This is a genomic window from Microcoleus sp. AT8-B5 (assembly GCF_036705565.1).
Lineage (GTDB): Bacteria > Cyanobacteriota > Cyanobacteriia > Cyanobacteriales > Microcoleaceae > Microcoleus.
In genome coordinates this window covers 1-13,346 of the sequence record NZ_JAUBUY010000019.1, presented here as the reverse complement: position 1 = coordinate 13,346, position 13,346 = coordinate 1, and the positions used below count along the sequence as shown (strand labels likewise).

The following is a 13,346-nucleotide window of genomic DNA, read 5'->3' as shown; positions in this document are numbered from 1 at the left end:
AGGCTCTGCTTGGAAACAAGATTAAACGAGATAACCATTCTAAATACCCTTTGACTGCAATTACGGTATAATTAGTGAATATGACATAGTAAAAATTCCACATAAATCATGACTATCGATATAGAGATTTTTCAAACTCTCGTCAAGATGCCAGAATCTCTCAAACAAGAGATATTGCATTATGCAAAATATTTACTTGAAAAACACGCAAAAACTGAATCATCTCAAGAACAACTTGAACAACCTCATGGTTATGGTAGTTGGGCCGGTCAGATCGTTATGTCTGATGATTTCGATGAACCGCTGGAAGATTTAAAGGAATATATGTAACATGAACTCCCTTTTAGATACTCATGCCTTTCTGTGGTATTTGCTTGGCGAGTCCAATCTAGGTAGTAAGGCAAAAGAAGCGATCGATACTAAAACAGGTTTGTATTTTAGTATTGCCAGCCTTTGGGAAATCTCTATTAAAATCAATGTCGGTAAGCTTCAACTGAATCGGCCATTTGAAGACCTGCCGAAGGAATTGCAATACATTAACGCTCAAATTCTACCAATTACATTTGAAGACACTGAGATTTACGCAGGTCTTCCTCTGCATCATCGAGATCCCTTCGATCGCATTCTGGTAGGACAGACGATGAATCATTCGCTGGTTTTGATTAGTCGTGATGAGGCTTTTGATGCTTATCCAATTCAGCGGGTGTGGTGATGAAGAAGGCAAAAATTTTATCAGTAAGCCCAGATAACAAAAGAGAATAGCCAGATACCCGACTTGTTTAAGAAGTCGGGTATCTGGCTATTAGGTAGAATTCTCGAACCCTAAACCGCTTGCACTTGCTTTTCCTCAACAGCAACAGGTTCTTGATATACAGTTTGAGACTCCGACGCCAAAAACTCAGCCAATTGAGCTTCAATTTCATCCCGCACAATCTGGCGGTATTCGAGGAAATGCTCGTTGTGAGCACATACGGTTAAATAGTGATCCCAAACAGCAGGATTGCGCTTGAGAATGCTGAACAAATGATGCCAGAACTTCCACCGAGTTTTGCGCTTGACTCCCTGCCGCCAAACCACAGTTAACAGTGCTCGCAAATCGATCCAACTGGGAACTCTTGCAGGTATCTTTGCTGTGGGTGCACCTAACATTAAGAAATGGCGATAAGTCCGGTCTAAATATTTCTCAGCATCGTACACTTCGCAGAATGCCTCGACATATTCGCGGGCAATATCTTCGAGAGGCCGCGTGGGAATGAAGTTCATCAAGGTAGTCTGGTTGAGGTTGCCAGATTTGTCGCGCAACCGCCCTTCTTTTGCTAGTCTGTGGGACAATGCAGTGTGCGGCAAAGCTTGCAGCATTCCAAAGGTTGTGCTAGGAATGGCTGCTGCTTCGGCAAACTTGACAATCCGCTGACCGGCACCGGGTTTTTCGCCGTCAAATCCGATGATAAATCCGGCCATTACTCGCAAACCGGATTTGGCAATTAACTCTACGGATTCGATCAGGGAATTGCGGGTATTTTGGAATTTTTTCGTCATTTGCAGGCTTTCTTCGTCGGGAGTTTCAATCCCTAAAAACACTGCATTGAAATTGCAAGCAACCATCATGTCCATCAATTCTTGATCTTGGGCTAAATCGATGGATGCTTCTGTGTTGAAAGTAAAGGGAAATTTGTGTTCTTCTTGCCAGACTTTTAAGTCTTTTAGCAACAGTTTGACGCTGCGTTTGTTGCCGATAAAGTTGTCGTCTACCATGAACACGCCGCGCCGCCAGCCCAAGTTGTAGAGATAGTCTAATTCTGCTATCAATTGTTGGGGGTTTTTCGTGCGAGGTTTGCGGCCGTAGAGGACGATGATATCGCAGAATTCGCACTGGAAAGGGCAGCCTCTGGAAAATTGAATCGACATGGAATCGTAGGCGTCTAATTCCAGCAAGTCGAAGCGGGGGACTGGGGTTGTGGTAACATCGGGTTTTACGCCGTCCGATCGATAAATTCCGCTTTTTTCGCCCCGCCCGATTGCTTCGACGAACATCGGCAAGGTGATTTCGCCTTCGTCGAGAATCAGGTAATCTATGCCCGCTGCTTGAGGTTCTTCGGGTACAGAGGTGGGGTAAGGGCCGCCGCAAGCTACGGATTTACCGCGCCGTTTTGCTTCGCGAATGATGTCTAGCAAATCTTCTTTTTGGACAATCATTGCGGAGAGAATAACGAGCTCTGCCCATTCCCATTCTGCTTCGGTGATTTGTCTGATATTGCGATCGACTAACTTAAATTCCCATTCTTGGGGTAAAATAGCTGCTACTGTTACCAAACCCAGCGGTGGCAGCAGCACTTTACGATCGACTAATTCTAGGATTTTCTCGTAAGACCAAAATGTTTTCGGAAACAGCGGGTAAACTAAAAGAACTCGCATTATATGTTAAACCTCACCAAAAAACTGGGTCTGAAGCCCCGTCCTTATAGGACGGCTTTACATTGAATTAAATCCCCTTTCGGGGTCGGAGAGGGAATTTTATGCAACCTCTCCGATTTTTGGGGAATGGTTGCCCCAAACTCCCATTTCTGAAAGTTAGCTTCGACAAAGTTATAAAGGCTTGCGCCGGCTAGCAGCACTGTCGAGCGTGACCTTAAGACTGTTTAACCACTAGCGACAGAGCAAGGGACTAGCTTCGCATCAAGCGGGTGTCGTGACCTAAATAACGTAGCTATTTAAAGCTTAGTCTGGTCAGAATGGCCTGTTAGATTTCTCTTTCAAGCCTCACGCCTTTAGGCTGAGGTTTCTGACATCAGTAAACAACTTGCGATCGGGCTGGCGTGTTTGAGAGTTCGATCGACTCTCAAGACTTAATGTTAAGGCTAAAATTACGATCTTGCACTCGATCGAATATCTGGCGAGGGGTGACACCCCCTAAGACAAACAAATTGAGCGCAATTTTTAGCTTGCAGTTCCCTGTTAAAGTGTGCAAATGCTGATATCTTATCGTATTTGACCCTTAATTGACGATAATCGCATTTAAAAAGCATGGGACTAAGGCAAAAAAGAAATTGAAACAGTAGACTTCAATAGCATAAAGAATTAGGGATGGGCTAGAAGCCCATCCCACAAATTGTTTTTTGTGGGATGGGATTTGAGAAGCGCCAAAATAATTAGGGACGGGCTAGAAGCCCATCCCACAATCTTTCTTGTGGGATGGGCTTCTAGCCCGTCCGATTATTGGTGCGGAGTGTACGGACTACTTTTTATTTTTATCGGGAATCCCGCTAGTTTTTAACATATCAGCAACTGTGCCGCAGTAACTCGGCATTCCTATGGTTTCGGGATTCACAAGATTTTGATAGGTAAAATGGCGGTAGCTGATGCAAAATCTATCCCAAGCAGCCACTTGAATTCGGAACAGCCAAATAAAGAAATCGGCCAGCCAAGGTGACAGAGTTATCCGAAAAAATATCTTTTTATTCAAATACTCGCAAGCTTGTTCTACCACTTCGTTAGCTGTAATCGCCGGATTTCCTAGCACAAAATGTCGCGGTTCATCGGAAGCCGGCGGATGTTCAACTAAATAATTAACTACTTTAGCAATATCTGCGCCGTGGATGAAGTGAAAACTGCCATCTGCCTTAAACCAGCGAATCAAACCAATCCATTTTGCGACAAGTGGCAGGCCAGATGACAAGTGAGAGACTGGTTTTTCGGCGTCTCCTCCCAATACTAATGTCGGGTAAAGTGCCGTAATCGGAGGCACATTTGTCAAGGCTGACAAATGCACCATGCAGTTGTATTTTGAGCTAATATAATCTGTCCCCAGTTCCCCGGCTTCTTTAAGCAAATTGTTGTCTCTACCGAGAATGCTGGCCGTTGAAAAATAAATTACTTGTTGGCAAGTCTGTGGCGAAAGTAGTTGAATTAGCTGGAGAGTTTTCGTTACGTTAACGTCAAACACTTCTTGAGTTCCTCCCCAAGCAGTGGCAGCTAAAATTGCTACATTAATTGTTTGCAAAAGTTCGGCGTGTTGCTCGATATCTCGCATATCGCCTTGTATGATATTGATGCCGGGGCGGGCTTTCCAGTCAAATTTTAATTTTTCGGGGTTGCGAACTAAGAGGTAAAGTTCGTGGTTTGTTTCTTGAATCAAAGTTTCGGCCATGTAGTGACCGATACAGCCACTTGCACCCGTTATGAAAATTTTTTTGGCGTTCATTTTGCAGAAGGGGAAGGGGGGGACGGCAAGGGGGAGAATAGGGCTGTTTCATTCTCCTGCAATCCGCCAGGGGTTGAAACCCCTGGCGTCGGGCAAAAGTCGGTTGAAACTGAGATGTTGCGCCATTCTCAATTACTTGTTTAGGAACAGGCTTTTCGGCCTGTTCCACAAAGAGTGAATTTTCTTGTGGAACAGGCCGAAAAGCCTGTTCTTGAGAAGGGTGCAAGATGTGAGTTGAAACCGACTGAAGAGTACCATTGTTAATAAAGGGCTTTTTTGTGGCTGGGGGCGGGTTTATTTAACCTGTCTGCACTCTTTAAAGCTATTGGTGAACCCGCCCCTACGGGATGTTTTATTGGCAAGGGTGCTCTTCGGTGAGTTAAAACCGATATCTTGCACCATTCTCAATTAGCCGTAGGGGCGGGTTCGCCAACAGTTTTAAAGCTTGCAAATAGGTTCTATAAACCCGCCCGACCCCACGAAAAATCCTCTTATTGATATTGCTGCAATATCTCAGTTAAAACCGACTGAAATATTAATCTTTAGTCCTCATAGCGAGGACTTTAGCTATGAGACAGGGGTTTCAACCCCTGTCGGATTGTCGGACTCAAGCAGCAACTGCAAGCAATTTGTCGGCTTGTTTTGCCGTTTCAAAGAAGAAACGCACGTTGTCTTCGGGAGTACCCGGTAATACACCGTGTCCCAAGTTGAGGATGTGTCCGCGCGGGCCGGCTTTGCGAATTGTATCAAGAATTCGATCGCGAATAAACGCTTGAGAACCAAACAACACGCCCGGATCGAGATTTCCCTGAACGTTCATATTCGGGCCCAAACGTCGGCGCGCGTCGGCCATGTCAACCGTCCAATCGACGCTGATGATATCCGCGCCGGATGTTGTCATGCGTTCGAGGAGGCCGGCGCTACCGGTGACTAACAGAATTAGCGGGGTGTCAGGATGGGTTTTTTTGACTTGCTCGAATACTTGTTTCTGGTAAGGTAGAGCGAAGGTGTCGTAGTCCTGCGGGGAGAGTTGGCCGGCCCAGGAGTCGAACATTTGCACGACTTGCGCGCCGCAGTCGATTTGATAGCGCACGTAAACGGCGATCGCATCTGCAAATTTCGACAGCAACTGATGCAGTAAAGTTGGATCGGAAAATGCCATGTTTTTGATGACGGCATAATCCTTAGAACCTTTGCCCTCAACCGCATAGGCCGCCAGCGTCCACGGCGCGCCCACAAAACCGAGCACGGTGGATTTGTTGCCGACTTCTTCGCGCAGGGATTTCAGGATAGTTTTGATAAACGGCAAGCTTTCTTCCGGGTTCAGCGGTTGCAGCGCGTCGATTTGCTGCTGAGTGCGGATGGGTGAGTGGATAATCGGGCCTTTACCTTCGGCGATGTCCATGTCGATGCCCAAACCGGGCATGGGGGTGACAATATCGGAAAACAGAATTACGCCGTCGGGTTGAAACGCGCGCCACGGCTGAAGGGAAACTTCGATCGCCACTTCGGGAATTTCGGAACGTTCGCGAAACGAGGGATACTTTTCTCGCAAATCTCGATAAGCCTTCATGTAGCGCCCGGCTTGACGCATCATCCACACGGGCGGGCGGTCTAGAGTTTCGCCGCGGGCTGCCCGCAACAACAAGGGAACTTCATTTAATGCCGACATTTTAACTTTTCTCTACCTTAGATATTTCAATGCCTTTGGTAGCTTACCACTGTGCGATCGTCCTTTTTGACAAAAAATTCATCTGTCAGCGGGGAGGGAGATGAGGAAAGTGGCTGAGTTCGATAGCAACCTTCTGGCACGGTCAAGGAATTCTTAATAGGTGAAACTCTTGCTAATAGGGAATTTTCACATCCACCCTTTTGCTACAATGACCATGCAAACTAACAGAATCCGCGACCGCGACCTCAAGCAGACGAAGCCTCTAGCACTGGTGCAGCGGCAAAGCGCAGAAAATCACAACCGCGAAATAAAAATATGTTTTTTGACAATTGGTTTGAAATAATTCGGATTTTGACGCTCGGCGTTTCCGCTTACGCCGCGCTGATTTTTTTGCTGCTAGTTTCCGGCAAGCGAACTCTGTCGAAGTGGAATGCCTTCGATTTCATCGTTACCATCGCCCTCGGTTCGACGCTGGCGACTGTCATCATGTCAAAAGACGTTTCCTTCGTCGAGGGCGTTTTCGCCCTCGGCTTACTCATCGGGCTGCAATTCATCGTCACGTGGCTTGCGGTGCGGGTAAAGTGGGTAAAAAATCTCATCAAAGCCGAACCTACTATGCTGCTCAGCCAAGGCCAATTTCTGCCTGTGGCGATGCGGCAGCAGCGCGTGGGTGAATCGGAAATTCGGGCGGCGATTCGGGGGACGGGCTGCGCGTCGATCGAAGAAATCGAAGCAGTCGTGCTGGAAACCGACGGCAGCATGAGCGTTATCAAAAAATCTCCGAACAATTCGCGATCGGCTCTCAAAGATGTAGCTTAGTCGATCGTTAAATCTGTAGAGACTCATCTTATATGGTGCGTCGCTGCTCCATTTTCAAGCTTAATAGTAGATTTTACTGGGCGACGCACCCTACGGTTAATTAAATCGAAACTATCTCGTCACGCACACTCCGCCCACAACTACCCGACATTGATCTGGGCTCGCATCGAATCTACTATCATTCCGCCTCGCCGAATCTAAATTTCTAGTCCGCGAATTGTAGTAATAATCTCCCGCCGGAAACCTTCTATTCGGGACAGCGCAGTAAGTTGAATCTTGATTACCCTCGTCAAACCTTACTCTCACCATAGAACGTCTCTCGCGACAATCAACAGACCGCAAGCCAAAATCATCTTGCAGAAGCTGTGATCTGTCATATTGACCGTCATATCGATCGTCATCTCGCCTCGTGTACCAATCGTCCCGCGAATTGCGAGATCGTCTGTCGCCCCCATCAATTCCCGCAACTTCCAGCGTGTAGTTACCGCCCCTGGCAGCATCTTTTGCTAACACTAACAGTTTGTAATCGCCACTACGGGGAATTTGATAATTAAAAGAACGGTCTTGCGTAAAAGCGACTTGTTTGTTGTTCCCGTAAAATAGCACCATGACGGGAGTAAAACCGCGGCTTCTATCTGTATCTAAAAACACTTCAATGTTGTCGCCTTCCCTGGCGCTGAATGTGTATTCTTGGCCGCGCAATTCTTCCGTTGGAGAACCCGGAACCCACATATTCCGAAAACGGTAAATCGGGGAAGTGCGGCGAATTACTCCGGCAACGCGATCGTTATTCCGTATCTGTTCGCCAACAGCACTAGACGAAATGCTCGTAAGTGCCAATCCTGTAACTAGGAATGCGGCAGCAATACTGTTTAACAAGTTGTGTGCTTTCATATCAACCTCTGGAAAATTTAAAATTTTTTTTGCTTTCTTGGCGCAGACATTTGCATACACAATCCATTTTAAATGTAATTTCTGCCAACCGTGTCAACCTCACCTAACGGGAATATTTAGCGGGTGCAAAATCTCATGTTAAAGTTATAGACGTTGAGCCCTAATCTAAAGTTGCGATCGATCGCCACAAATCAGCAATCCCGATTCAGCGTCGAGACTCGCCATAATTCCCATCGGTAAAGCAGCGTTAACTCCCTCGTGCCCGAAAGGCAAATCCGAGACAATCGGAATATTCAAGTCCCCCAGCCGATCTCGCAAAACCTCTTCAATGCTAAAACTGGGAATACTCGGCTCAATCTCGCAGCGGCTGAAGCGTCCCAAAGCAATGCCCCGCACCCCAGTGAAAGCCCCCGCCATCCGCCACAAAGTCAACATTCGATCGACCCTGTAAGGAGCCTCGGAAACATCCTCAAATGCGAGAATAACCCCCGTCAAATCCGGTTGATACGGGGTTCCGAGCAAGTGAGAAGCCACCGTCAGATTCGCCGGAAACAGCGGCCCCGTGGCTTGTCCGCTGCCCCATCCTTTACCTTGCAAAGATTGTAAGGGACGACCTTCGATGCAGTCAAAAAGTCGATCGACAGACCAATCCGGTTCATCCGCCAAAGTTGTCAGCATCGGGCCGTGAACGCCCCAAATCCCCAATTTGTCGTGATTCCACAGCAAAGCAGTAATATCTGAAAAGCCGATTAACCATTTCGGCGAATGGGAATCGGGAGTTGGAAATTGGGAATTTTCCGCCTTTCCCACATTTCCTTTTTCCAAAAGTCGAGTGCTGCCGAAACCGCCTCGAACACAGAGAATACCGCGACAATCCGGGTCATTGAGGGCATCTGCTAGCTGTCGGACGCGGTTTTCGTCGGAACCTGCCAAATAGCCCCAGCGATCGTCAAAACCCGGTGTTAATTCAATTCGATAGCCGCGAGATTTCCAAATTTCTACACCCTTTTCAAAGTTGGTTGATTCTCGCAAAGTGCCACTAGGGGCAATTACTTTGAGCAAATCTCCTGGTTGCAGAAATTTTATGTCAGTCATTTGTTATTAGTTATTAGTTATTTGTTATATCGTGTTTTGTGAATTAACGGTAATTCTGTAGGGGCGGGTTTTACCAACCATCAACTATTAAAACAAACCATCTCCAAAACCCGCCCCAAACCCAGGGACTATCGACATCAACCTTACCCACATTTACATATTTCGTTGGGTGGGGCGGGTTTTCGAGATTGTCTGTTTCATGCGGAAATTTTCTGTGAACCCGCCCCTACGGGATAGGGTTGATTATTGATTTAGGAGTGAGTTTTTCAGATTATTTGTTAATCATTACTAAGGTAAAGTTAGAATTTCCACCCCAGAATCAGTCACAGCCAGAGTGTGCTCGAATTGAGCCGAAAGCTTTCCATCCTTGGTGATAGATGTCCAACCATCGGCGAGAATTTCCACTTCCCAAGTACCCTCATTAATCATCGGCTCGATCGTAAAAACCATGCCTTGTCTGAGCTTTTTTCCCGTGCCTCGCTTGCCATAGTGCAGAATTTCCGGTTCCGTGTGAAAGACTCGGTGAATCCCGTGCCCCGCAAAATTTCGCACTACCGAAAAACCCTGTGCTTCAGCATATTCTTGAATCGCTGCACCGATGTCGCCGGTACGAGCACCCGGTTTGACTTCGGCAATTCCTCTTCTTAAACATTCCTCGGTTACTTCAACTAATTTTTTCGCTACCGGTGAAGGTTTACCGACAAAAAAAGTTTTGGAAGTATCGCCATGATAACCATCAACTAAAGGGGTTACATCAATATTAATAATGTCACCTTCTTTAAGAATTTGTTTCGCATTGGGGATGCCGTGACAGACTACTTCATTGACGCTTGCACACAGAGATTTGGGAAATCCTTTATAGCCTAGGGGAGCGCTTTTTGCTCCGTGTGCCAAAGTCCAGCGTTCGGCTTCGTCGTTAATTTCTAAAGTGCTGACACCCGGTTTTACCATCGGTTCGAGATGCAGCAGAAGTTCGGCCGCTAAACGGCCGGCTTGGCGCATTTTTTCGATTTCTCTACTGGATAAAAGCACTAAACGTTCGGTTGCCATAGTTTTTTTCTGTTTTCTTTTTTGTGGTCAATTAAGAGTTTATTTAACTCAATTTGAGAATAGATTTGAACCAGTGTTCGCAACGATCGCCCAAAGCTGCTAAAGAATATTCTACCTCTGCTTGTCGCCGGCAAGCGCTGCGGTCAATTTTGTCTAAACGGGCGATCGCACCTACCAAGCCATTTACGCTATCAGGCTGCACTAAAAAGCCCGTCAGTCCGTCTCTAACAATTTCCGCCGGCCCCCCGCGCTCGTAAGCAATCACGGGTACACCGCACGCTAAAGCCTCGATCGCGACATTTCCGAAAGCTTCCACCCAACGTGGTGTCATCAACAATGCTTGGCACTGACGGGTTTGCTCTTGCATTTGGGTTGTTGTCAAAAACCCTAAATATTCTACCGGAGCATCCGGGTAATCTGCACAAATTTTTTGCCAATAATCCTCATCTTGCATTTTGCCCATAATTTTCAGGGGAATGCCTGTAATTTTCGCTGCTGCTACTGCATCTTCTAAGCCTTTTTCCGGGGCGATGCGGCCTAGCCAAGCTAATTTAGACTGGGATTTGTTGCAAAATTGGTACAGCGATAAATCAATGCCGCTTCCCAACAACTGACATTCCTCGGCAAAGGTGAATGTTTTGGCTTGAGAAGCGGTGTGAACTCCGATCGTACCAGGAAACTGGGCGGCGGTTTGTTCGGCAATGCGATCGAGGGCTGCAGAAAGGGATCCCATGCTGATCAAATGTGCGATCGGAGTCCTAAAAAATGGTGTCAAATAAAACGGCAGCCAATCGTAGGCAAAATTAACAATGACATCCCATTCATCCTGAACTTGGCGAGCATATTCCCACATATTCGCCAGCACCGAGTCCGCGGGCATCACAATAGGAGCATGGTAATCTTGTGTTTGGGCGGTTACTTGCAACTCACCCGTTATTTCGATTACAGAAATTGATTCTAAGACTGAACCTATCGGCGCTACAACTCCTATTTTATGACCCCGACTCTGCAATTCTTTAGCTAGGTTAAGGAGTGTAAGTTCGACTCCGCCGCCCAACCCCGAACCGAGTTGACCGACAGAAGTTGACAGAAACAATAGTTTTAAAGTGTTATTAGTCATTAGTTATTAGTCATTAGTTATTAGTCATTAGTTATTAGTCATTAGTCATATCATGTCCGGTCGATTATCCTGATTCCAGTAGGGGCGGGTTCACCAATAATATTTGCCAAAAACGGACAATCTCACAAACCCGCCCCGACCTATGTATTGTGGGCGATCGATCGGACATGATATCAGTAGTCATTAAGCTGTTCGGCATTTAAAGGGCTTGCGTAAGGTGCGTCAGCATCTAAGGTTTTCCGTTTCAGCGTAAGGGTTCGCGAATGACGCACCTTACTAGCCTCGTTACTGGTTTAAATGCTCCACAGCTTAGTCAGCCGTCACTAATTCTAACATAATCTAAATTATAAATTCTCCCATCTCAAATCTCTATTTTCAAATTATTTAAAAATTGCTACATTTATTAATCCATCCCAGAACGCGGACGGAGGCGGTTTAACTGATTGATTGCCCAGCGAGCAGTTTCCTGAACTTCTGGATCTGGATCGTCCGTCGCACGGTGCAACAAGTAACTGATTTGATTCACCAATTCGTAAATCCGCGTCAAGTCGCGAATTGCATTTTTACGCACTTCGGGATTTTCATTTTGCAGCGAGATTGACCACGCATTATTCATGGGTTTGAGCGTGCGAATGCCAATTTCCGAGAGACTTGCCAAAATTAAACTGTACTGCTTGGAGTCGGAATTTGCTAGCAAATCGAGCAACGGCTCAACTGCTCTGGAATCTCCCCGCTGACCTAGTTCCCAAATTGCTTTGCATCTCTTTGCCGGATTTAGCTGCTGCAAATCTTCAATCAGTGCTTCAATAATATCAACTTGATGTCTACGATCCGTTTCGGGAAGGGTAATATTTTTCTTCTTCGCTAGGGAATCGGTTTGATTAGTTGTTTCGGGAATGTTGAAACCTGTGTTGCTGTATCCGTTGCTGTGAGTTTCCAAGGGCGAGGTGTCGGAATTAATTCGATCGCCCTCGACGGCTGCATCATCGGGTTCTGGTTGCCGGGATTCCATGATAAAAGGTTGAGCGCTGCTCTCAATACTGTGGCTTTTTGGCAAACCAAAAGGGTAGGGCAAGGCTGACAGCGATTGTCCCCCAGAAGAAGTCTCTTGTGGCCTAATTTGGTGCGAGTTTGTAGGAGAATCGGGATTAGTGAATGGAGAGTTTTTTGGGTTGTGGCGCTCAAATCTTCCCCGTCTTCGCTTAGGATAATTTGACTCGTCACTGCTAACTAATTTGAGCATGATAAATACTGCCGCTGCCGTGACGACAACTGCTGCCAAACCCAACATTAAGAACCCCCGCTGACGAGACAAAATGACGAGCAAATTGGATACCGATTTCGGGATCTTAGAATTAGATTTGGACGTTTTGGACGGCTGAGATTTGCTTTTATCGGGCGCTGGAGACGGTTTTAGAGGCTTGGAATTCTGGCGATCGTCCGGGGGAGAGTTCGCCTGAGCAATTTCTTGGGAAACAGCACGCGCAGAGGCATTGAGTACCTGTTGCCCTCCGTCGGCACTTGGACTGAACGCAACGCCCAGACAGGCAATGCAGGTGAACAAACATACAGAGGAGCGGTAATGCGCCATAAGACTCAATCCGGGTTTTGAGAGGCAACGCCGCATGACGAGCTTTAGTTTAACCGTGAGTTAGCTCGATCCTAGCTGCTATGGGCTTAACTAACTCACAAATAGCACCAGACTAGCGAAAAACCCTGGTTTGAGAGGGCACCGAGCCAGATATTTCTTATAAGCACAATTGTGTCATTGACGTGCAACTCCTTTAAATAATTAGTTTAATTAGTTTAAAACGAACAACTACATTGGCGGCCGCGACTTTAGCAGCGGCATCCCGAAAGTTGATTGCAGCTAATCTCACCTACGTGCAGTGTGCAGTGCAGGCCGCGCAGCCCAGCACTGCGGGGGCGTTAGCAGACGATTGTGGCTAGCCGTCGATTTCTCACCAATAGCGTGGCATGACCAAAAGTTTAACAAGCTTCCGAGCCTGCAGGTCGATCGTTTTTGTGTGAATTTGGGCGGAAGTGGGACAGGGGCATTGGCACTGCAAACGTGAAACAGGGTTTTTTCGTTAATTCTTCGCTGCTAAACCGCATATTTTCCGTACATTCCAGGACGCACTCTCGATCGAAGAAACCGGGTTTTTTTACGAAAAATGCTGTAACAAAGAGAGCGCTGATTTGACAGATGTTAATTTGCAGCGGGCAATTATGGCGGATAGAAGTGTTTGGGCGATCGACTAAGATAACCGTTAGGAAATATTGTATTTAGCTAGCAATCGCCAAAAATCATACTATCTTGTAAAAGTAGGGTCGGATTTAGTTAGGATTTATAGTGAGAGCGAGTAGACCCTTTCACGCAGGCGTCCTCTGTCAACGTTCTGTTTATTTGTACCCAATTAGGAGCGCGAATTAAATAACTTACAATTTTAATTGTTATTGTGGGATGGGCGTCCCGCCCGTCCTTTTTGGACGGG

At 46.6% G+C, this 13,346-nt stretch carries 12 protein-coding genes; 4 read left to right on the top strand and 8 right to left on the bottom strand.

Annotation, left to right across the window (positions count from 1 at the left end; genetic code table 11):
• The first annotated feature begins 108 nt into the window (after positions 1-108).
• Complete coding sequence (gene vapB / locus QUB39_RS14880) at positions 109-330, top strand: type II toxin-antitoxin system VapB family antitoxin (protein ID WP_333144142.1); 222 nt, start codon at positions 109-111, stop codon at positions 328-330.
• A 1-nt stretch (position 331) separates the two neighbouring features.
• The gene (locus tag QUB39_RS14875) at positions 332-712 is read left to right on the top strand and encodes a type II toxin-antitoxin system VapC family toxin (protein ID WP_333053969.1); all 381 of its coding nucleotides are present in this window, start codon (positions 332-334) and stop codon (positions 710-712) included.
• 110 nt (positions 713-822) lie between these two features.
• Here QUB39_RS14875 and QUB39_RS14870 read toward each other — a convergent pair whose 3' ends face one another.
• The 3 genes from QUB39_RS14870 to hemE form a co-directional block, all read right to left on the bottom strand.
• The gene (locus QUB39_RS14870; protein ID WP_333053968.1) at positions 823-2,415 is read right to left on the bottom strand and encodes a B12-binding domain-containing radical SAM protein; all 1,593 of its coding nucleotides are present in this window, start codon (positions 2,413-2,415) and stop codon (positions 823-825) included.
• Positions 2,416-3,235: 820 nt separating this feature from the next.
• Entirely contained in the window at positions 3,236-4,201 is a 966-nt protein-coding gene (locus QUB39_RS14865) for an NAD(P)-dependent oxidoreductase (RefSeq protein ID WP_333058418.1), read from the bottom strand.
• Positions 4,202-4,808: 607 nt separating this feature from the next.
• On the bottom strand, positions 4,809-5,873 hold the full coding sequence (hemE, locus tag QUB39_RS14860) for a uroporphyrinogen decarboxylase (protein ID WP_333058417.1): 1,065 nt from the start codon (positions 5,871-5,873) through the stop codon (positions 4,809-4,811).
• A gap of 315 nt (positions 5,874-6,188) precedes the next feature.
• Here hemE and QUB39_RS14855 point away from each other — a divergent pair, with 315 nt between their 5' ends.
• Positions 6,189-6,692 (top strand): YetF domain-containing protein, encoded by a 504-nt coding sequence (locus QUB39_RS14855; protein ID WP_333209400.1) that lies wholly within the window; start codon positions 6,189-6,191, stop codon positions 6,690-6,692.
• Positions 6,693-6,803: 111 nt separating this feature from the next.
• Here QUB39_RS14855 and QUB39_RS14850 read toward each other — a convergent pair whose 3' ends face one another.
• The 5 genes from QUB39_RS14850 to QUB39_RS14830 form a co-directional block, all read right to left on the bottom strand.
• Positions 6,804-7,586: a hypothetical protein gene (locus QUB39_RS14850; protein WP_333209398.1), complete on the bottom strand. Its 783-nt coding sequence runs from the start codon at positions 7,584-7,586 to the stop codon at positions 6,804-6,806.
• 165 nt (positions 7,587-7,751) lie between these two features.
• The gene (locus tag QUB39_RS14845) at positions 7,752-8,681 is read right to left on the bottom strand and encodes an LD-carboxypeptidase (RefSeq protein ID WP_333058410.1); all 930 of its coding nucleotides are present in this window, start codon (positions 8,679-8,681) and stop codon (positions 7,752-7,754) included.
• Positions 8,682-8,969: 288 nt separating this feature from the next.
• Complete coding sequence (gene map, locus QUB39_RS14840) at positions 8,970-9,731, bottom strand: type I methionyl aminopeptidase (RefSeq protein ID WP_190659689.1); 762 nt, start codon at positions 9,729-9,731, stop codon at positions 8,970-8,972.
• A gap of 43 nt (positions 9,732-9,774) precedes the next feature.
• Positions 9,775-10,851, bottom strand: coding sequence for a glycosyltransferase family 4 protein (locus tag QUB39_RS14835; protein ID WP_333209396.1), 1,077 nt, complete (start codon positions 10,849-10,851; stop codon positions 9,775-9,777).
• Positions 10,852-11,254: 403 nt separating this feature from the next.
• Entirely contained in the window at positions 11,255-12,442 is a 1,188-nt protein-coding gene (locus tag QUB39_RS14830; RefSeq protein ID WP_333058402.1) for a HEAT repeat domain-containing protein, read from the bottom strand.
• Between the two features lie 233 nt (positions 12,443-12,675).
• Here QUB39_RS14830 and QUB39_RS14825 point away from each other — a divergent pair, with 233 nt between their 5' ends.
• Positions 12,676-12,801 carry a hypothetical protein gene (locus tag QUB39_RS14825; RefSeq protein ID WP_333209394.1) on the top strand — a complete coding sequence of 42 codons (126 nt, stop codon included), beginning with the start codon at positions 12,676-12,678 and terminating at the stop codon, positions 12,799-12,801.
• The last annotated feature ends 545 nt before the right edge of the window (positions 12,802-13,346 follow it).